18 protein-coding genes and 1 tRNA gene are annotated in these 20,015 nt (G+C 34.1%); 6 read left to right on the forward strand and 13 right to left on the reverse strand.

What is annotated here, in order from left to right:
• Positions 1–190 precede the first annotated feature (190 nt).
• Both V6624_RS05710 and V6624_RS05715 read right to left on the reverse strand, forming a co-directional pair.
• Positions 191–1,438 carry a relaxase/mobilization nuclease domain-containing protein gene (locus tag V6624_RS05710; protein WP_338841240.1) on the reverse strand — a complete coding sequence of 416 codons (1,248 nt, stop codon included), beginning with the start codon at positions 1,436–1,438 and terminating at the stop codon, positions 191–193.
• Complete coding sequence (locus tag V6624_RS05715) at positions 1,423–1,815, reverse strand: plasmid mobilization protein (protein WP_338841241.1); 393 nt, start codon at positions 1,813–1,815, stop codon at positions 1,423–1,425. Before V6624_RS05715 ends, V6624_RS05710 begins: the two co-directional genes overlap by 16 nt.
• Positions 1,816–2,323: 508 nt before the next feature.
• Between V6624_RS05715 and V6624_RS05720 the strand changes: the two genes are divergently transcribed.
• Positions 2,324–3,883 carry a hypothetical protein gene (locus V6624_RS05720; RefSeq protein WP_338841242.1) on the forward strand — a complete coding sequence of 520 codons (1,560 nt, stop codon included), beginning with the start codon at positions 2,324–2,326 and terminating at the stop codon, positions 3,881–3,883.
• A gap of 359 nt (positions 3,884–4,242) precedes the next feature.
• Here the strand turns inward: V6624_RS05720 and V6624_RS05725 are convergent, their stop codons facing one another.
• A complete protein-coding gene (locus V6624_RS05725; RefSeq protein ID WP_338841243.1) occupies positions 4,243–4,635 on the reverse strand; it encodes a helix-turn-helix transcriptional regulator in 393 nt (130 codons plus the stop codon).
• Positions 4,636–4,808: 173 nt separating this feature from the next.
• On the opposite strand from V6624_RS05725, the gene V6624_RS05730 reads away from it, so the two are divergent.
• The 5 genes from V6624_RS05730 (at position 4,809) to V6624_RS05750 (ending at position 8,383) form a co-directional block, all read left to right on the forward strand.
• Positions 4,809–5,663 (forward strand): hypothetical protein, encoded by an 855-nt coding sequence (locus tag V6624_RS05730; protein ID WP_338841245.1) that lies wholly within the window; start codon positions 4,809–4,811, stop codon positions 5,661–5,663.
• Positions 5,664–5,675: 12 nt separating this feature from the next.
• The gene (locus tag V6624_RS05735) at positions 5,676–6,014 is read left to right on the forward strand and encodes a hypothetical protein (protein ID WP_338841247.1); all 339 of its coding nucleotides are present in this window, start codon (positions 5,676–5,678) and stop codon (positions 6,012–6,014) included.
• Positions 6,015–6,042: 28 nt separating this feature from the next.
• A complete protein-coding gene (locus tag V6624_RS05740; protein ID WP_338841249.1) occupies positions 6,043–6,360 on the forward strand; it encodes a hypothetical protein in 318 nt (105 codons plus the stop codon).
• A 291-nt stretch (positions 6,361–6,651) separates the two neighbouring features.
• On the forward strand, positions 6,652–6,924 hold the full coding sequence (locus tag V6624_RS05745; protein ID WP_338841251.1) for a hypothetical protein: 273 nt from the start codon (positions 6,652–6,654) through the stop codon (positions 6,922–6,924).
• Entirely contained in the window at positions 6,821–8,383 is a 1,563-nt protein-coding gene (locus tag V6624_RS05750) for a recombinase family protein (protein ID WP_338841908.1), read from the forward strand. Before V6624_RS05745 ends, V6624_RS05750 begins: the two co-directional genes overlap by 104 nt.
• On the opposite strand, the gene V6624_RS05755 is transcribed toward V6624_RS05750, so the two are convergent.
• The 10 genes from V6624_RS05755 to mraY all read right to left on the reverse strand — a co-directional run bounded on the left by V6624_RS05755 (position 8,337) and on the right by mraY (position 19,977).
• A tRNA-Arg gene (locus V6624_RS05755) sits at positions 8,337–8,410 on the reverse strand. The two genes, V6624_RS05750 and V6624_RS05755, sit on opposite strands and share 47 nt — an antisense overlap.
• Positions 8,411–8,506: 96 nt before the next feature.
• Positions 8,507–8,956 carry a GatB/YqeY domain-containing protein gene (locus V6624_RS05760; protein WP_111284684.1) on the reverse strand — a complete coding sequence of 150 codons (450 nt, stop codon included), beginning with the start codon at positions 8,954–8,956 and terminating at the stop codon, positions 8,507–8,509.
• A gap of 258 nt (positions 8,957–9,214) precedes the next feature.
• Entirely contained in the window at positions 9,215–11,191 is a 1,977-nt protein-coding gene (gene ftsZ / locus V6624_RS05765; protein ID WP_338841252.1) for a cell division protein FtsZ, read from the reverse strand.
• Positions 11,192–11,281: 90 nt separating this feature from the next.
• On the reverse strand, positions 11,282–12,691 hold the full coding sequence (gene ftsA, locus V6624_RS05770) for a cell division protein FtsA (protein ID WP_111284680.1): 1,410 nt from the start codon (positions 12,689–12,691) through the stop codon (positions 11,282–11,284).
• A 6-nt stretch (positions 12,692–12,697) separates the two neighbouring features.
• On the reverse strand, positions 12,698–13,420 hold the full coding sequence (locus V6624_RS05775; protein WP_111284678.1) for a cell division protein FtsQ/DivIB: 723 nt from the start codon (positions 13,418–13,420) through the stop codon (positions 12,698–12,700).
• Entirely contained in the window at positions 13,407–14,756 is a 1,350-nt protein-coding gene (gene murC / locus V6624_RS05780) for a UDP-N-acetylmuramate--L-alanine ligase (protein WP_111284676.1), read from the reverse strand. The genes V6624_RS05775 and murC overlap by 14 nt, the downstream gene beginning before the upstream one ends.
• A gap of 144 nt (positions 14,757–14,900) precedes the next feature.
• Complete coding sequence (murG, locus tag V6624_RS05785) at positions 14,901–15,989, reverse strand: undecaprenyldiphospho-muramoylpentapeptide beta-N-acetylglucosaminyltransferase (RefSeq protein WP_111284674.1); 1,089 nt, start codon at positions 15,987–15,989, stop codon at positions 14,901–14,903.
• 37 nt (positions 15,990–16,026) lie between these two features.
• Positions 16,027–17,337, reverse strand: a complete 1,311-nt coding sequence (locus V6624_RS05790) for an FtsW/RodA/SpoVE family cell cycle protein (RefSeq protein ID WP_338841253.1) — start codon at positions 17,335–17,337, stop codon at positions 16,027–16,029.
• A 75-nt stretch (positions 17,338–17,412) separates the two neighbouring features.
• Positions 17,413–18,744, reverse strand: a complete 1,332-nt coding sequence (murD, locus tag V6624_RS05795; protein ID WP_111284670.1) for a UDP-N-acetylmuramoyl-L-alanine--D-glutamate ligase — start codon at positions 18,742–18,744, stop codon at positions 17,413–17,415.
• Complete coding sequence (mraY, locus tag V6624_RS05800; protein ID WP_111284668.1) at positions 18,745–19,977, reverse strand: phospho-N-acetylmuramoyl-pentapeptide-transferase; 1,233 nt, start codon at positions 19,975–19,977, stop codon at positions 18,745–18,747. It abuts the gene before it with no gap.
• Between the last annotated feature and the right edge of the window lie 38 nt (positions 19,978–20,015).

Genomic DNA, 20,015 nt, shown 5'->3' on the forward strand with positions numbered 1-20,015 from the left:
TTTTAATTGATTGTTTTAAAACTTTTCTATTTTATAAAATATTTTCAAAATGTGAAGTTTACCCTATTGTAATGTTCTTCCTTTTTCATATTTTAATCAAAAATAAAAACATACTACGCAAAGATTTTGCGTAGTATGTGTAGAATAAAAATATTTTAAAAAAATAAAGGTAAATCTAAGTTGATAAAATTTAAATATCTCTTCTAACCCTCCTCTTATTTTTAATACGTTTAAACTTCTTAGAAATATAATCGTCAATTCTTTCACCACGAAGCAGAATATCGGCAAGATTTTCTTTTACATAATCTCTTGATTCAAGATCTCGAAAGTTCTCTGAATTTGTTGAAATAGAGTTTTGATGCTTTCTTTCAAGTGCAAGAATGTTCAACGCACAGCTTTCCTGAATTCCTTTTGCACTGAATTCCTTTCCCAGACAGCTTCCGTTGAAAACAGATCTGGTTTTGTGGTCAACGTAAGTTATTCCATAAAGCTGTCCTTCACTGCTTTTTCTTAATATCATATGAATGCTTTCTCCTTCCAGTACTTTAGATAATTTCTCGGGAGAAACTATATTCTCACGAAGGAAAGCCAGTGTTATGGCATTTCTCATATATTTTTTACAAGACTCTTTCTCTGCTTCATTAGTTTTAAATTTTCCTTCCAGAAATTTTAAAGTAGGTTTGCTGTAGAATTCGCTTGCTTTTATAGGCACACCTATCGGTTTTGAATTCTGGTCAAGTATCTTGTAAAGCAGTCCGTTATTTTTAAAAACTCTCGATTCCTCACTTCCTCTGTCCGCATGGACATTATAGAGATTTAAAACTGCATTAAGTTCGGGCAGGCTTGAATATTTATAGTCAAACAAAACTTTGTTTAATACTGAATTGATCGCCTTTCGGGATTCTGCTTTTCCGTATTCAACTCTGCCGACACTTATTGGTTTTAAAGTTAAAACTTCTTTTTGTTTTCTTCCTTCCGCTTTTACCAGTCCAAATATATCTTCAATTTCTTTTCTTGCAGGCTCTGATTTTTTAACTCCTATCAGATGCAGATCAATTCTTTTCCCATCTCTCTGAATATTATTTGTGACCAGATGCAAATGAGGATGTCCAGCATCATGATGCTGATATACTAAATATGGCTGTTTCCCAAAACCTATCTTCTCCATATAAGTGTCTGCAATTTCAATCAGTTTTTCTGTAGAATGATTTTCCGATGGGTCAAAATTAAGCGAGATGTGAACGCTGTTCCTCTTTGTGTTTTCATTAAGCGAAGACAGTTTTAAAAAACGGTTCAGCTTCTGGGTAAAGTTTAATTTCTCTAATTCAAGAGGATAGTTCACGGCACTAATACATTCAGCCACTCCTTCCTTAACTTTATTTTCGTTATAATTCAGAATGCTGTTTATCGAACGGCTGGTTTTTATGACTGCAACCAATGTTCCGATATTTTCTGTGTGTGACTGTTGATTGCTTCTAATTTATTGGAAAGTGCTTTTCTTTCCAGATCAAATAAAAATAGCTGTGTCTTAAACTCAGAAATCATTTTCAGCGTATTTATTTTTCGGGCAATTTGGTTGATATTTTTTCCAATTGCACGGAGTTCTGAAGAAAGCACTACGGTTTCTTCCATTAAATCATCTAGTGACTGGTTGCGGTAAGTGCTTATGATCGGTCTGCTGAATAAGTGTTTTCGAATGTAATCGCTTAGTTTTCTGCAGGTGCTAGACTTGAACTGGCTTTCAATTTTTGCATACTCTTTCTCTGTCAGGCGCAGGGTAATTCTGCGTGATCTGTTTGAATTTTCTCTTTCCATCATTTTTCCTTTTCATTGTTTTCAAACTCTTTTCTTTTAAGATTCTCCACCGCCGAGTTCCGAGGCAGAAGGTGGCAAGATAGGCGGTTGTCAGACAACCGTACATCTTGCTGATTGCAGAAACGTGGCAATCTTTGGAGATTTTTAAAAGCAGGCTTCTAATTTAGGGAAAATATTTGAATGTATCATGCGTAAAATATGGTCATGATGGCTGTAGGCTGTTACGATGGAGAAATAACTTAACAAAAGAAAAAGGGAAAAAAGAAAGCAGTCTTTAATTGGATAATCAGCAATGGAAATGCTATAAGTCCCGAAGGGTAGCAAGTTGAGGAACGAAGCTTGCTATTATGCGCATTTCCGTTGCCGATTTCCAATAACTTAGCTTGCTTTTTTATTTTATTCAATAATAAATTTATTACTTAAAATCAATTAAAGACAGTTTCGAAATCATCTATCATTTGATTGAAATTTTTCTGTAAATTAGTCATTCTAAACCAAATTGTTGCGAATGGATTTTAAAAGTCAATATGAAGCTTATGAGAACTCTAAAAGAGTAACGCAAATTGCTGACAATGAAACGTCAGAAAGACTGAAAATTCCTGTAGGTTCAGAATATACAATATTCCCTCCTCCTTCCACAAAACAAGAAGCTTTTGAAAGGTTAAAAATGTATACGGGGATAATTCATCTAGATTCGTATGTTAAAGCATTTAGACAGAGATTTCCAATAAATTTAAGAACACTCAGTGATGAGTTGAAAACACTAGATGCTTTTATTGTCGAAGCTGAAGAACTATCAACAGTTGATGCTTTTACTAATAAAAGTGGCTCTTCCGTAAAAAGGAATCATTACGAATATTTAAAATGGAAGTACGGTTATTACGAAAACTTAGAATTCAATGACTACGATTTTTTCTCTGCAGATGCGGAATTTGTTTATGGAAAGTACTTTCTTTATAAGAAATGGCTTCAAGAACAGATAGGAGTGTTAACGCCAAAGAAGCAAGTTAATATTGTTGATAGGCATAAGGAAGATCTAAAATATCATGAAAAAATAAATCCAAAAAAGAATATCACAGTTTTTGAAAGAATAAAAAGAGAACTAAATACGATTCATTGGGTTATAATTTCGCAATCACTCACAAAAAAAAACGATGTCGATAATATAATTAATGAAGATGGTAGGTTTTGCAGGATAATTAATCTTAGATCTGATCGGGAACTAATATCTCTAGAGGAATACAAACAACACTACACGGAAAGGTTTGAGAATGCAAACACAAATGTATTAGTAAAAAATGAATTGATAGAAATTTATCGAACGGCGTTAGTTATCAAAAAGATGTATGATGAAACTCTTACTTATAGCAATCCGTTGGTCAAAGATTTATTTGATTCTTATCAGGATAATCCAAAATTACTGAGTGAAGACATAGCTTTTCGAACGATGATAGTTTTAGTTGTAGACTATCGAGTACAGAATATTCTTTTCGGATATGATAGTAATTCTAATGATCAAAATACTGTATTTACTGTTCGTAATTTTAATTATCAAGTCTTTAACGACGAATTGATTGGTTATTGTTATTCTCTAATTAACTTCATAAATACATTTGAAATTCCAGAACTTTCATATAAAGGTAACGAAGAAACTATATGGTTAAAAGACGATTTAGAAGTTAATGTTATAAACGTTTTACAACAGCCAATCACCAATCTTGACTTAAGTGAACAAGAGAGAAAAATAATAGAAGCAATTGAAGATCATTTACCAGAGGGTTATTTCACTGGAAATTCTTATGAAATAATTAAAAGCAATTTACTGGAGTATTTTCTCAATAATAGTTTTCCTAAATTTATTTCTAAAATAAATACAATTAGAATTAATAAAAAAAAAATTGGGTGGGGGTTAAGTTGTCTTTTTAAAGAACTTAAATCAAAACCTCTTTCGATAGATTATATTTTATTTGCTAAAAATATTGATAAATTTGAGAATGAAATTGTAGAAAATGGTAATTTCCAGAAATCAAATTTATATAAATATATGACCGAGAGACCACGTAAATAATGGTGTCCACCTTTTCCACTTTTTTTCCACCTTTTCCATTTTTTATCCATCGAATCTATTTCAGAAGTTTGTAGTGTAAATATGAACTATGGAAAATCCATTATTAATTTCTTCGGAAACGGTAACAAATAAAAAAGCTTTAAACATTCACTGTTTATAGTTTTTATCTAGTAATTAACGTATAAATATAAATCACTTTCTTATGATGTATTTTAGAAGACTTGCACTAAAAATTGTCTTTATTAAGATTAGAATAAAGAGTAAAAAGCGAAACTAGATCCCCAAGCTTATTTATGGGGCAAAAAAAAGAGACTAATACGTCTCTTTTTTTTTTGAATTAATATATCTTTTATAAAAGCTTACTTAGCTTTCAGTAATTTTTCCAAATATTCAACTTTGTCTTTTTCTGCTTGAACTAATCGTTCATAAAGCTCAACAACCTTATCTAATGGATTAAAGTTAATGGTATCTTGTCGCCCAAAATTATTATTTGCAACAGCTTCATTAAAAGTGTTGAAATAATTAATTACACCTTCATCAGAAAAATTTTTAATTGCTTCCACGCTTACTCCTAAGGCTTTTGCCACTTCTGCTAATTTTTCATCATCGATATCTTCACTATTTTCTAATATTGAAACAGTCTGTTGGTTTGTTCCCATAGCCTGCGCCAGTGCTTCCTGCTTCATGTCTTTCAGTTCACGGATACGGCTGATTTTGCGCCCCATGTGGTTTGGTTTTGTTAATGTGCTCATAGCTCAAAGATAATAATTAAGAATAAAAAAGCGGGATTCATGTATGATACAAAAAATCTCATGTACGGTACGGTAAAATTTGATACCGTACCGCACAAGTAATTGCTTACTTGCCTGTGTGTTAAACAAAAATACAATTTTTCAGACAAGTATTAACTAAAAGTAGTAAAATTATGAAAGCAATTCAAAACACCAAATCAGATTTAATTTATCGAGTTATTTCCCAAAACATCGATCCGATAGGCATTTACTGTTTTGCAGAGAAGAAAAGCAGTTATACTTTTAATGAGCCTTTTCAAAAGCCCGTTAAAAAAGAGAAACATGTCCACCTTTATCTGCTGGTCATAGCGGAAGAGTTCGAGGATAACATAGGAAATGACCTTACCGATAAGATAAAGAGCAGATCAAAAGGTCTAATAACGGTAACTATTCTCATGCACAGCCTGCGAAATATTGTGAAATTATACGGCGACCAGCAGTTATTCTTATGCAATATTATTAAGAACTCGCAGGCTCTGTTTATTGATCCCGAAAAACATCCCAAACTTGGAGTTAATTCTGGGATACGCCATGTAAAAAGTACCACATTATATGCTGGAGATCGAAGTAATGTTACTGCATCGATCTGGGATCTTATTTACAATAATGATCAGTATTTTTCCTATGAAGTCAGAATGAGCTCCCTTCATCAGATCGTAGAGCAGACATGTCTTTCACTTATAAGGGTATTTCTGGGGTACACACCTAACCATTTTTCTATGGGCTACTTATTTGAACTATGCGAATACTTTACGTGCATAACTTCTGATTACTTCCCTCGAAACAGCAGGGATGAAAAAAATATGTTCAGACTTCTGAAAAAGAATCCAAACACTCTTCGATTTAGCAGAACAAAAAGCTCTGATTATCTGTACTATCAGCTCATGGAAGACCGATGCCGTGATTTTATGAAAGAGGCAGAAGCTATGATTGAGAAGGAACTTGCGAGACTTGCGGAAATTCATCAGGATCTGACTTTATCAGCATAAAAAAATGAAGTTATGGAAACCGATGAAATCAAAAAACTGGAAACTATCAAAGAATTAAGCACAAGACTTCGTACTGCTTTGAAACCAGCTGACGATAAAAGAGGAATGTATAATGCAGAGATAAGAGTTTATGACTATTATGAGCTTGCTTCTATTATAAGAAACCTGATGAAACTCTGCATTATCGCTTTAGATCAGGACAGCGCAGAGGTTCCGCCTACGATTGAAAGCAAATATATTGATGTTGGACTTATACTGGGAATTGCTCTTCAGTTATTTCCAGTTGACGAGTTTGAGCTTTTAAATGAGATTACCGATCTGTTTTCAGAAAATATAGAAGAAACAGAATAGCCAACATTAAGTTTTAATATTTAAAATTATGGAAACTCATAAAATAAAAACACTGGGAGAATTTAAAGATTTTGCATCCTATCATTTTAAACTGCTGAAACCTTCTGGGGACAAAGGCGGGGAGTCAATACGTGAGATAAGATTTTATGGTTATACAGATATGACATGTCTGGGAGTGAATCTTATTAGAATGTGCCTGAATGTAGTTTACTCGGATGAACTTGATAACAGGGATATTTACATAGGTTCAGTTCTGGAACTTGCTCTTCAGTTAATTCCAAGTGCCGAGATAGAGGTTCTGGACGAAATATACAGAATGCTGAATGAGAAGAGTGAAGATAAATGAACCCTATCCTAAATAAGTCTATCAATAATGATAAAACCATTTTTATGTACATATTATGTCCATGACATTGACAGAAAAGTGACTTATCTTTATAATAATCTAAAAAATTATTGAGTGATGATAAGTAAATTTTACTTATCATCCTCAGTGAATTAGGTTTTATATTTGTATTATCCCCACCATATTTTGATTAGGATAAAATGAAAAAAGTGTTATAACTTTATAGCGATGAATGATTGTGGAACAAAAAGACCGTGCCTCGGTCTTTTTTTAATGAAGAGGAATTGTGAAATGAGAAATGAAGATGAGAATGAAAGAGGAAAAATGACGGCAGAGCAAGCCATGAAAATGCTGAAAGATGAAAATGTTGATGTAACGCTTGAACAGGCAGGTAAAGTATTAGATTTTTTACGACTGCTTGCTAAAGTAACAGTTTTGAATTATTTAAAGAAGAAGAGGGATGAAAAAGACAGCAGATTTATATGTGAGAGTGAGTACAGACGAGCAGGCGGAAAAAGGTTACTCACAAAGAAATCAAGAGGAAATGCTAAGAAAGTACTGTGAGATAAATTCTATTGCTGTAAGGGATGTTATTTATGAAGATCATTCTGCAAAAACGTTTAATAGACCCAAATGGAAACTTTATCTAGCAACAATTAAAAGGTACAAAAATAAAACGGATTTGGTCTTATTTACCAAATGGGACAGGTTCAGCAGAAATGCTGGCGATGCATACCAGATGATTAATACTCTTAGAAGACTTGGTGTTGAGCCACAAGCAATAGAACAGCCTTTAGATTTGTCTATTCCAGAAAACAAAATGATGCTTGCTTTTTATCTAGCAGCTCCTGAAGTAGAAAATGACAGACGGGCATTAAATACTTTTCACGGTATGAGAAGAGCCAGAAAAGAGGGGCGATATATGGGACTGGCTCCTTCTGGTTACATAAATAAAATAACCGAGGATGGTAAGAAATATATAACTTTTGATCAGCCTGAAGCATCCATCTTAAAATGGTGTTTTGAAGAAATTGCAAAAGATATTTTTAATACGGAGCAGATTTTTCTTCAGGCAAAAAGAAAAGGACTTAAAACAAGTAAAAATAATTTCTGGAGACAGATCCGCAATCCTCTTTATTGTGGAAAAATTTTAATTCCGAAATTCAAAGACGAGGAAGCAAAATACGTAATGGGCTCACACGAGCCATTAATTTCTGAGGCGCTATTTTATCTTGTTCAAGATGTTTTAGAAGGACGAAGAAAGAATTTCAGAACTAAATCTGCAATCTCCGAACCATTTCCTCTTAAAGGCTTATTTAAGTGCCCTCTATGTAATAAAATTTTAACTGCAAGCATATCTAAAGGAAGAAACAACCATTATTCATATTATCATTGCTATAAGGGCTGTAATTACAGAATCAGATCGTGTGAGGTTAACCGCATTTTCTATGAACAGTTACAAAAGTATATTCCAAAACCTGAAACAGAAAAGATTTACATAACAGCTGTTAAAGAATATTTTAATGATTTCAATAAGGAATCAATTGCAGAAAAGAACAGAGTAATTTCTCAGCTGAAAGAATTTGAAAAGAAGATTTCTTATATCAGAGATTTGCTCGCTTCAAGAAAGATTGAAGTGAAAGATTACACTGAGATGAAAACGGATTATGACAATAAAATTCATCGCCTTGAAATTAAATTAGCAGATTTAGCTGGAGAGAATATTAGTCTTTCGGATTTATTAAAAACAGGAATTAAAAATTTGATGAAGCTTAATGAATGCTGTAGCGAAGCGGATTTAACTCATTTTAGAAATATTATCGGTTCAATATATCCTGAAAAATTCACAATCGAAGAAAAGCAGTTTCGAACCGCAAGAATAAATGAGGTCGTTCAGCTAGTTTACTTAATTAACGAGGAATTAGCCCCAAAGAATAACGGGACAAAGAAGAAAAAATCTTCTTTGTCCCGTCAAGTGACCCCGGAGGGGTTCGAACCCCCAACCCTCAGAGCCGAAATCTGATATTCTATCCAGTTGAACTACGAGGTCAGTTTATTTTAGATTTATGATTTCAGAATATAGATTTTAGATTTCAATAAATAATCTAAAATCTAAAATCTACACTCTAAAATCTAAAATTATTATTTACGAAAGTAATTTTTTCACAATTGTAGAAATGGTTTTTCCTTCAGCAGTTCCGCCTAATTGAGCAGATGCTAATCCCATTACTTTACCCATTGAAGCAATTCCAGAAGCTCCTGTTTCAGCAATGATTTTTGCTACTACAGCTTCTACTTCTTCTTCGCTTAATTGAGTCGGTAAAAACTTCTCGATTACAGCAACTTGAGCCAATTCTGGTTCTGCTAAATCTGGACGGTTTTGTTCTGTAAAGATTCTTGCGCTTTCTTTACGAGTTTTAACCAATCTTTGAAGCAATTTTATTTCTTCATCTTCAGATAAATCTTCTTTAGATCCTGAAGCTGTTGATGCTAATAATAATTCTGATTTAACAGCTCTTAAAGCTTCTAAAGCTACTGTATCTTTTGCTTTCATGGCCGTTTTGATTTCGTCCATGATCTGTGTTTGTAAACTCATGTTTATGTTTTATTTAAAATAAGCCAATGCCTATTAATTGATATATTAATTTGTTTTTTCAACTAATATCATAGTTTGTCAGGTTGAGCGAAGTCGAAGCCCTTTCCGACAAAAAGCCCTTCGACTTCGCTCAGGGTGACAATATTGTTTTTAAAATACTATTTTAAAAGTCAAATTTTGAAATTCTGTGCGAAGATAAAAAAAATAACCCGAAAATTAAATCCAATTTTCGGGTTACCAAATATTATGATTCTAAAATTAATCTACGTTATCGTGCAAAAATGAATTGTTTGAACGTAATTGTAAATCGTTGTTACTATCTGTTCCAACAGAAATTCTAGAATTTGTATTATTAGATTGAGAATTAGACAAATCTATTCCTAATCTTTTGTAAGCTGGTTCTTTTTCCAACTCGTCAATTCTAGAAACATTATTATGGAATTTATAGTTAAACTCTTTTAGTTTCTTTCTTCTTTCTTCAGCTCTTAAACGTAATGTTTCTTCAATAGTTAATTCTAATGGAGAAACTTCAGAAGTTGTAGATAAATCTGGTTGGCTAGCGAAATCAACTCTTGGTTTCAACGTAATGTTTAATTCCTCTGGAATTGTATCTTCAACCACTTTTTCAACTGGCTTAGAAGCCAATAAATCGTTTTCAACTTCCATGTATTCTTCTAGAGAATATTTAATAATTCCGTTGTCTGAAACTTCAGTTACCGGAACAAATTGAACTGGATCGTTTACTTTAATATCACGAGTTTCATTAGTCAATTCAAACAAAACTCTATTATCTTCAACAACTGGCTCTCTTTTTACTGGCTCTTGTTTAAACAAAGGAAGATCAAAAGAGAAAGTTGTCTGTTCTTCTTTTTCAAATACTCTTTGCTGCTGAACTGGCGGCTGTTGCACTTCTTTTGCTGTTGGTGTTTCAGGAGCAGAAATTGTAAAATCGATATCTGTAATTGGCGAAACGATTTCGAAAGTCACATCTAAATTTTTGATAAACTCAGACATAACTACTAACTCTTCCTGATTGATTGCTGGAGCAACAGCTTTAGCAGTTGGAGTAAATGTTTCATCATCGTCAACTAAATCAAAAACAACTTTATCTTCAACTTTTGCTGTTGGTGTATCAACAGTTAAGTCAAAAGAAGAAATAGGTTTATTTGTTAAATTATGAACACTTCTTTGCTCGTCTTCTAACGTATGAATGATTTTCTTTGGCTCTGTATTTACAATTTCATTTTGTTGTTCTACATCAAAACCTGTAGCAATAATCGTTACAGCAATTGCTTCACCAAGAGTTTCGTCTTCACCAACCCCCATAATGATATTTGCATTGTAACCAGCTTCATCTTGAATGTGATCATTGATTTCTCCAATTTCGTCTAGAGTAATCTCATTAGTTCCAGAAACGATAAGCAACAATACGTTTTTGGCACCTGTAATTTTGTTGTCGTTTAACAATGGAGAATCTAAAGCAGAAACGATAGCATCTTTTGCTCTATTTTCACCTGTTGCCACAGAAGATCCCATGATAGCAGTTCCACTGTTAGCCAAAACAGTTTTCGCATCACGTAAATCGATATTTTGAGTATAGTGGTGCGTAATTACTTCAGCAATACCTCTAGAGGCTGTTGCCAAAACTTCATCCGCTTTAGAAAATCCTGCTTTAAAACCAAGATTTCCGTATACTTCTCTTAATTTGTTGTTGTTGATTACAATTAAAGAATCGACTTGCTTACGCAATTTCTCGATTCCAATAATAGCTTGCTCCTGACGAACTTTCCCTTCAAACTGAAACGGAATCGTCACGATACCAACTGTTAATATTTCTCTTTCTTTTGCTAATTGAGCAATTACCGGAGCTGCACCAGTTCCAGTTCCTCCACCCATACCAGCAGTGATAAATACCATCTTAGTATTTCTATCTAACATTTTTTCAATATCCGAAATACTTTCGATAGCCGACTGCTGTCCAACGTCTGGATTTGCTCCTGCTCCTAATCCTTCAGTCAAATTAACTCCTAACTGGATTTTATTTGGTACTGAACTATTTTGAAGCGCTTGCGAATCGGTATTACAAACGATAAAATCTACGCCTTTAATACCTTGTTTGAACATATGGTTGATTGCGTTACTTCCGCCTCCACCTACACCTATTACTTTGATTACATTTGATTGATTTTTTGGTAAATCAAATGAAATACTTCCAAATTCTGAGTTGCTCATCATCTTTTTGGTTTTTTGAAATTCTTATTAAGTACATTTTTTACTTCTTGACTTGGGGCCAGAAAGTAATTTCCTTCTTCTTGTTTATTCTAATTATTCTGCGTTGTCTAAAAATTCTTTGATTTTGTCGACATATCGATCAAAAAATGATCTTCTTATTTTAGTTTCAGTAGATTCGTCTTTTGCCTTTTGACTTACGGTTTCTCTAGGTTCATCGATAGTTTCTACTTTCTCAACGTAGTTTTCTTCTACTTCGTATCGCTGTATTGGCTGAGTTGGGGCATTTCTATAAACCACTTTTGGTTGCTCATTAACCAATTCCATTCTCACAGCACTTTGCGAACTATTTTCGATACTGTTCATCACCAATCCAACAGCCGTTGCAAACAATGGACTAGAGATTTCTTCTCCAGAGTTTCCTGCTAAATGCTCATTTGGATATCCAATTCTCGTATCCATTCCTGTGATGTATTCTACAAGTTGTTTTATATGCTTTAATTGTGCACCTCCACCTGTTAATACAATTCCAGCGATTAGCTTTTTACGGGGATCTTCGTGACCGTATGCCTTAATTTCTGCAAAAACCTGTTCTACAATTTCCACAACTCTTGCGTGGATAATTTTAGATAAGTTTTTAAGCGAAATTTCTTTTGGTTCTCTTCCTCTTAAACCAGGAATCGAAACAATCTCGTTATCTTTATTTTCACCTGGCCAAGCAGATCCAAATTTTATTTTTAAAAGCTCAGCTTGTTTTTCGATAATCGAACATCCTTCTTTGATATCGTCTGTAATTACATTTCCACCGAAAGGAATTACCGCTGTGTGACGAATAATACCATCTTTGAAAATAGCTAAATCTGTTGTTCCACCACCAATATCGATAAGTGCAACACCAGCTTCTTTTTCTTCCTGACTTAAAACAGCATCAGCAGAAGCTAATGGTTCTAATGTCAAACCAGACAATTCAATTCCTGAACTCTGAATACATCTTCCAACATTTCTGATTGATGATGCCTGTCCAACTACAACGTGAAAACTAGATTCTAATCTTCCGCCGTACATCCCAATTGGCTCTTTAATTTCAGATTGTCCGTCGATTTTAAATTCTTGTGGCAAAACGTGAATAATTTCTTCTCCTGGTAACATCGCCAGTTTATTTACCTGATCGATTAGAAGCTGAATATCTTTTTCGCCAATTACTTCTTCTGGATTATTTCTGCTAATGTAATCCGTGTGCTGAATACTTCTGATGTGCTGTCCGGCAATACCCACAACCACATCTTTAATTTTGTATCCTGAATTATTTTCTGCTTCGATTATCGCCTGTTGTATCGATTGAATCGTCTGCGTAATGTTGTTTACTACTCCTCTGGCAACACCCAAACTTTTGGATTTACCAATGCCCAAAATCTCCAACTTACCATATTCATTTTTCTTGCCGATCATGGCAACGATTTTGGTTGTTCCAATATCTAGACCTACTGCAATATTATCTTTTTCCATTTTCTATTATTTAGTGCAAACTACTTGTTCCGTAAACCTAAGGTCAATTTTTTTGTATTTGTATAACGAACTATCTAAAACTGCTTTTTGAAAAAACGCTTTATAGTTTCTAAATTTTCTATCAACATTCATCGTTCTTCCAAAATCTATGAAGTAATCATAGTTACGGTTAAACATTTTTAAGCTTCCATTCGGCATAATCTCTATAGCAATGATGTTTTTTTTCAAAAACGCATCGTCATAAATTGTGCGAAATAAAGCTGCTAAATCTTCGTTATTTTTTTCACTTATTGCCCCTGAAACAAGAGGAACTCTCGCAGTGAAATTGTCCGATAAGGGCATTTTATTACCCTCATAGTCAATATAAAAAGAAGCTGCGCCGTCATAAACTCTTGCTATGGGCGTCTTCTGTTTTACTACTGCTTTTAGAACTCCGTCGATACTTACAAAAACATTTGACTTCTCAATCATGTCTTGCGTATCGAGAGTTTTCTCTATCTTATTCAAATCTAGTTCATCTTTTCTAATACTGGAAGCGTCTCTTTTATTTTCTATCAACAATTTATTAACCGTTTCTGGCTTCACAAATAGCGTATTTTCTCCTACAAAAACGACCATCGATTTTTTCAATTTTCGATCGCCATTTCGATGCTGAGCGAAGGAATATAGAAACAAAACCAGTCCGAAAATAAGTACTAATCTTATGTTTGTCCAATTAAATATTTTCATTTAAAATCTTTTTAATTGACGGAACCATTTCTCCCAGATCACCAGCTCCAATTGTTACAATAATAGGTGCATCGCTGGCTTTTATTTCACCTAATAAATCTTCTTTTGCAACAATTTTTTTGTTCGAATTTGTCATTTTACCCAAAAGCCACTCAGAAGTCACTCCTTCCATCGGAAGCTCTCTTGCAGGGTAAATATCCATCAAAAACACTTCATCAAACTGCGATAAGCTTTCTGCAAATCCGTCAACGAAATCTCTTGTTCTGCTGAATAAATGCGGTTGGAAAATTGCCAAAACTTTACGCCCTGGATACAACTCTCTAACTGCCTGATGAACAGCATTTATTTCTGTTGGATGATGTGCATAATCATCAATATATACTAAATTTTCAGTCTTAATTTGATATGAAAAACGTCTTCTAATTCCGTTGAATGAAGCAATGGCTTTTGCAATAGAGTCGGTCGGGGTGCCGAATGTCTTAGCCATTGCAATAGCCATCAATCCATTCATTAAATTGTGTCTTCCAGGCAATCCGAAACGCAAATCCTTCATAATTTCTGATGGCGTCTGCACATCAAAAACATAAGCCCCATCCTCAATGCGAACATTAAAAGCCTTATAAACAGCATCTTCATTTACAGCACATTGAACACCTTCTAAAGGCAATTCTTTTGTAATGAAGAGATTATTTTTATCCTCAACTTTTGAAGCAAATTCTCTAAAAGAAGCTTCAATTGCATCACTTGTTCCATAAATATCTAAGTGATCAGCATCCATAGAAGTCACACAAGCGATATCTGGACGCAAATGCAAAAACGATCTATCAAACTCGTCCGCTTCAACAACCGTTACTGTTTTCCCGCTTCCGATTAAGTTTGAATTATAGTTTTCTACAATTCCTCCAATGAAAGCTGTAACATCTGCTCCACTTTGAAACAAAATATGTCCCAAAATACTAGATGTTGTTGTTTTTCCGTGCGTTCCTGCCACTGCAAAACAAAAAGTGTCTTTACTTATAATTCCAAGAACTTCTGCACGTTTTTTAACCTCGTAGTGTCTTTCTATAAAATAATTCCATTCTGAATGTGTTTTAGGAACTGCTGGTGTGTAGATAACCAACGTATTCTCTACATAATAATCTTTTGGAATTAAGTTTATATCATCTTCAAAATGAATATCAATACCACTTTCAATCAATTCACTAGTCAACATAGAGGGCGTTTTATCGTAACCTGAAACTTGTTTTCCAATAAACTTGAAATAACGAGCCAGAGCACTCATTCCGATTCCTCCGATACCAATAAAATAAACGTTTTGTATTTGATTTAAATTCATTTTTTTCTTGCTTTATGCCGTAAGCTTTAGGCAGTAAGCCTATAACTTTTGTCTTTATTTTCTAATCCTCTTTTATCCTTTTAATCTTTATTACGCTTTAGATAGCATTCTCAAGCTTAAAGCTTATTGCCTATAGCTTACAGCCTATTTAATTAGCTTGATAATTTCCGCAACAATATCTTGTGTAGCTCTTGGTTTTGCCAATTTTTTAATGTTATCACTTAATTGTTTCTGTTTTCCAGAATCTTTCAGCAGCGCTTCAAAAACAATGCTAAACTGACTGTCAAGCTCAGATTCTTTCAACAAAATAGCTCCTTTAGCATCAACAATTGCTTGCGCATTTTTAGTTTGGTGATCCTCAGCAACATTTGGAGACGGAATAAAAATCACTGGTTTACCCACAATGCACAATTCTGACACTGATGAAGCACCTGCACGTGAAATTATGACATCTGATGCTGCGTAAACAAAATCCATTCTTTCAATAAAATCAACCACTTTTACATTGGGCTGATTGTATTTTTTATATTCTTCAAAATATAATTTCCCGCATTGCCAGATTACCTGTACATCTTGAGAAAGAAAATTTTGCAATTCTTTTTCAATTAACTGATTGATTCTTCTAGCTCCTAAACTTCCTCCCAAAACCAACAATGTTTTTTTGTTTGAATCTAAACCGTAAAAAGCAATTGCTTCGTCACGTTTGCTTTCAATATCAATTAAATCCTGACGAACTGGGTTTCCAGTTAAAACAATTTTCTCTTCAGGAAAAAAACGCTCTAAATTTTGATACGCTACACAAATTGCATTTGCCTTTTTGCTCAGCAATTTATTTGTTATTCCTGGATAAGAATTCTGTTCTTGAACAACCGTCGGAATTCCTGCCGATCCTGCTGCTTGCAACAAAGGTCCGCTGGCAAAACCACCCGTACCAATTACTACATTTGGCTTGAACTTTTTAATTATTCTTTTTGATTCCAATAAACTGCTAGCCAATTTAAGCGGGAACATTAAGTTTTGTAATGTCAATTTTCGCTGTAAACCAGCAATCCAAAGACCTTTTATTTCGTAACCTGCCTGAGGCACTTTTTGCATTTCCATTTTATCTTTGGCACCTACAAAAAGAAATTCTGCATCAGGAAATTGTAATTTTAATTCGTTCGCAATCGCAATCGCAGGATAGATATGTCCTCCTGTTCCTCCTCCGCTAAGTATGAATTTATACTTTGTCATCTTTCTAAAATTACAACGTTTTAAAATTTATTCTTTCTTATTTGTTTAAAACCGCATTCATCGGATTTCTTGAATTGTCTTCTATAGAATACATTGGCTCTTCTTCATATATTTCATCTGCTGGTAAATCTTCTTCTGCCAATTCTTTATCTATTAAGCGCTGTAAAGCTTCTTTTCGTTTTTCTCTCTCGAGTTTATCCTCAGCAATTTCTTCTTCTTTTCTCGTTACACTAATGATAATTCCTAGTCCAAGGCAAGTCATCCAAATCGAACTTCCTCCACTACTTATCAACGGAAGTGTCTGCCCTGTAACTGGCAATAATTCTACTGCAACCGCCATATTGATCATTGCCTGAAATATCATTGGGAATCCTACTCCAACGACGACTAATTTTCCAAATAAAGTAGGTGCTTTATGAGAAGCAATTACAAATCGGAACAAAAGCAATAAATAAAGAATTACAATCGAAACTCCTCCTACTAGACCATATTCTTCAACAATAATGGCATAAATAAAATCGGAAGAAGATTGTGGTAAAAAGTTTTTCTGAACACTTTTTCCTGGTCCTAATCCTCCTAATTTTCCAGATGCAATTGCAATTTTTGCTTTCTCAATCTGATAGTCATCTTCGTCTGGTTTGTCTGTTGTAAAATTCGCAATACGACTTTCCCAAGTTGAAACCCTACTGAAGAATCTTGAATCTGGAAAAGCTTTTGCCACTAAAAGGAAAAATGCTAACATCGCAACTCCTGAACCAATGATAAAAGCAATATATTTTAATGGATACTTCCCAATAAATGTCAGCATTAAAACCATTGAAAAGATTAACGCTGTAGTTGAAAAGTTCGCTGGTAAAATCAATACTAATGTGATAAATACTGGAACCCAAAGCTGAATTAATGAGGCTTGAAAAGGCTCATTTTCTTCTTTCGTTTTAGATAAATAACGTGCTACATAAATAAACAATACAATAGATGCCAATGTTGAAGTCTGGAACGTGATTCCGATAAAAGGAACCTGAATCCAACGGCTTGCATTTGCTCCTGCGATTACTGTTCCTTTTAAAAGCGTATAGATTAATAAAATCCAAACCACAGGAAGCGCAATCTTAGAAATCGCTCTAAAATAATGATACGGAACTCTATGCACCCAGTAAATGATTAAAAACCCGATACAAATATGCGCCAAGTGTTTTACCAAATAGCCTAATGTATTTCCTGTTCCGTGCCCGATATAGGCAAGATTACTACTCGCACTAAAAACAGGCATAAACGAAAACAACGCCAATAAAGCCACAAATGACCATATTACCCTATCTCCTTTTAATTTGTTTACTAGCTCTTTCATAATTCTTTCAGTTTTGTTTCAGGTTTTCTTTGTTTCAAGTTTCAAGTTACTCCTAACGTGAAACTTGAAACTATTTTATAGGTTATGAACTGCTTGTTTAAATTGCTTTCCTCTGTCTTCGTAGTTTTCAAATAAATCGAAACTTGCGCAGGCTGGAGACAATAAAACTACATCGCCTTTTTCTGTTAATCTTTGAGCGGTTTTTACTGCGTCATTCATATTATTTACTTCAACCATAATATCAACAACGTTTCCGAAAGCGTCGATAATTTTGCGGTTATCGATTCCAAGGCAGATAATTGCTTTTACTTTTTCACGAACTAATGACATCAATTCGTTGTAATCGTTTCCTTTGTCAACACCTCCAACAATCCATACTGTTGGTGCATTCATACTATCCAAAGCAAAGAAAGTAGCGTTTACATTTGTCGCTTTTGAATCGTTGATATATTGAACGTTTTGTATTTTTAATACTTTTTCTAAACGGTGCTCAACACCTTGGAAATTAGATAGACTTTCACGAATCGTTGCATTTCTAATTTGCATCAATTTAGCTACAGAGCTTGCTGCCATGGCGTTTTTCATATTATGTTTTCCTTCTAACGCAATGTGTTCTGTATCCATTGTAAACTCTTCTTGGTTGATCTTTATTTCCATTTTGTTGTTATTTATAGAAGCCCCTTCATCAAATTTTTTCGTCAATGAAAAAGGAATTAATTTTGCTTTTGTTTTGTTCTTCTTTAACCATTCTGTACTTGCCACATCATCTGCATCATAAATCAGATAATCATTTTCAGTCTGGTTCATTGTTATTCGGAACTTCGAATTGATATAATTTTCATATTTATATTCGTATCGATCTAAATGGTCTGGACTTATATTGGTTATTATCGCAATATCAGGTCTGTAATTTATTATTCCGTCTAGCTGAAAACTGCTTAATTCAAGAACGTAGGCATCAAATTTATTCTCAGCCACTTGCCACGCGAAGCTCTTTCCGATATTTCCACCCAATCCTACATTTAATCCTGCATATTTCAGCAAGTGATGTGTCAGCATTGTTGTGGTGGTTTTACCATTACTTCCCGTAATCCCAATGGTCATTGCTTCTGTATAAGGAATCGCAAATTCAATTTCCGAAATCACTTTTACTCCTGCTGCAACAAGCTTTTTTACTATCGGAGACTTGTCTGGAATTCCTGGGCTTTTCATCACCACATCTGCATTTAGAATCAAATCTTCTGTGTGCTGCTCTTCTTCCCAGGCTATTTTATTAATGATAAGAACTTCTTTATAGCTTTCTTTTATCTTTCCAAAATCCGATACAAAAACATCGTATCCTTGTTTCTTACCGAGGATCGCAGTTCCTACACCGCTTTCTCCTCCACCTAAAACTACTAGCCTCATTTATCTTAATTTTAGGGTGATAATTGATAAAATGGCTAACATCACGGCAACAATCCAGAAACGAGTCACAATTTTACTTTCGTGATATCCTTTTTTCTGATAATGGTGATGTAAAGGCGACATCAGGAATATTCTTCGGCCTTCTCCAAAACGCTTCTTCGTATATTTAAAATAACTTACTTGAATAATTACTGAGGCACTTTCTGCTAAGAAAATTCCGCAGAATAAAACAATCAATATTTCTTTTCTAACTGCAATTGCTAATACCGCAATGATCCCTCCAATGGTCAAACTTCCTGTATCTCCCATAAATACTGAAGCTGGATAAGAATTGTACCAAAGAAATCCTATAAGAGCTCCAACAAACGCCGAAATAAAGACTGTCATTTCTCCCGAATTAGGGATATACATTATATTCAGATAATTTGAGAAAATGATATTCCCTGAAACGAATGTAAATATTCCGAGTGCGAGGACGGATATTGCCGAGGTTCCTGCTGCGAGACCGTCGATTCCGTCGGTTAAATTAGCTCCGTTTGAAACTGCTGTAATGATAAAAATAACAACCGGAATAAATATTAACCAAGCCCATTTCTCATAACCGTCACCCATGAAAGACAATACTTCAGCATAATCAAATTCGTTGTTTTTTACGAAAGGAATTGTCGTTGCTGTAGATTTTTCTTCAATAGGTGCTGGCGTTACAATAGTTGTATTTGCAGATGTTTTAAACACATCTGTACGTCCCGTATCTGTTCTTACTGTAACAGCAGGGTTAAAATAAAGAACTGCTCCAACGATGATTCCAAGACCAACCTGACCAATAACTTTAAAAATACCTTTTAAACCTTGCTTATCTTTTTTGAATATTTTGATGTAATCGTCAACAAAACCAATTGTTCCCATCCACAATGTTGTTACAATCAGTAAAACGATGTAGATATTATGCAATCTTGCAAATAACAAAACTGGAATCAAAGTCGCAAAAATGATAATCAGTCCACCCATTGTTGGCGTACCAGCTTTCTCATTCTGACCTGCAAGACCAAGTTCGCGTACTGTTTCTCCAACTTGCTGACGGCGCAAAAAGTTAATTACCCTTTTACCATAAATTGTCGACAAAAGCAACGAAAGCATAAATGCCAAAGCTGATCTAAATGTGATGTATTGGAAAACTCCTGTTCCTGGAAGATCCAATGTCTTATCAAAATATTCGAATAAATAGTACAGCATATTTTTCTATTTTTTAAATTCCAATTTTGAAATTTCAA

This window comes from Flavobacterium ginsenosidimutans (assembly GCF_037478105.1).
Taxonomy (GTDB): Bacteria; Bacteroidota; Bacteroidia; order Flavobacteriales; family Flavobacteriaceae; genus Flavobacterium; species Flavobacterium ginsenosidimutans.

Excerpts from the sequence above, each read along its gene's own strand:
- V6624_RS05715 (WP_338841241.1), bottom strand. The coding sequence starts at position 1,815 with ATGGAAAGAGAAAATTCAAACAGATCACGCAGAATTACCCTGCGCCTG.
- V6624_RS05720 (WP_338841242.1), top strand. The coding sequence starts at position 2,324 with ATGGATTTTAAAAGTCAATATGAAGCTTATGAGAACTCTAAAAGAGTA.
- V6624_RS05725 (WP_338841243.1), bottom strand. The coding sequence starts at position 4,635 with ATGAGCACATTAACAAAACCAAACCACATGGGGCGCAAAATCAGCCGT.
- V6624_RS05730 (WP_338841245.1), top strand. The coding sequence starts at position 4,809 with ATGAAAGCAATTCAAAACACCAAATCAGATTTAATTTATCGAGTTATT.
- V6624_RS05735 (WP_338841247.1), top strand. The coding sequence starts at position 5,676 with ATGGAAACCGATGAAATCAAAAAACTGGAAACTATCAAAGAATTAAGC.
- V6624_RS05740 (WP_338841249.1), top strand. The coding sequence starts at position 6,043 with ATGGAAACTCATAAAATAAAAACACTGGGAGAATTTAAAGATTTTGCA.
- V6624_RS05745 (WP_338841251.1), top strand. The coding sequence starts at position 6,652 with ATGAGAAATGAAGATGAGAATGAAAGAGGAAAAATGACGGCAGAGCAA.
- V6624_RS05750 (WP_338841908.1), top strand. The coding sequence starts at position 6,821 with ATGAAAAAGACAGCAGATTTATATGTGAGAGTGAGTACAGACGAGCAG.
- V6624_RS05760 (WP_111284684.1), bottom strand. The coding sequence starts at position 8,956 with ATGAGTTTACAAACACAGATCATGGACGAAATCAAAACGGCCATGAAA.
- ftsZ (WP_338841252.1), bottom strand. The coding sequence starts at position 11,191 with ATGATGAGCAACTCAGAATTTGGAAGTATTTCATTTGATTTACCAAAA.
- ftsA (WP_111284680.1), bottom strand. The coding sequence starts at position 12,691 with ATGGAAAAAGATAATATTGCAGTAGGTCTAGATATTGGAACAACCAAA.
- V6624_RS05775 (WP_111284678.1), bottom strand. The coding sequence starts at position 13,420 with ATGAAAATATTTAATTGGACAAACATAAGATTAGTACTTATTTTCGGA.
- murC (WP_111284676.1), bottom strand. The coding sequence starts at position 14,756 with ATGAATTTAAATCAAATACAAAACGTTTATTTTATTGGTATCGGAGGA.
- murG (WP_111284674.1), bottom strand. The coding sequence starts at position 15,989 with ATGACAAAGTATAAATTCATACTTAGCGGAGGAGGAACAGGAGGACAT.
- V6624_RS05790 (WP_338841253.1), bottom strand. The coding sequence starts at position 17,337 with ATGAAAGAGCTAGTAAACAAATTAAAAGGAGATAGGGTAATATGGTCA.
- murD (WP_111284670.1), bottom strand. The coding sequence starts at position 18,744 with ATGAGGCTAGTAGTTTTAGGTGGAGGAGAAAGCGGTGTAGGAACTGCG.
- mraY (WP_111284668.1), bottom strand. The coding sequence starts at position 19,977 with ATGCTGTACTATTTATTCGAATATTTTGATAAGACATTGGATCTTCCA.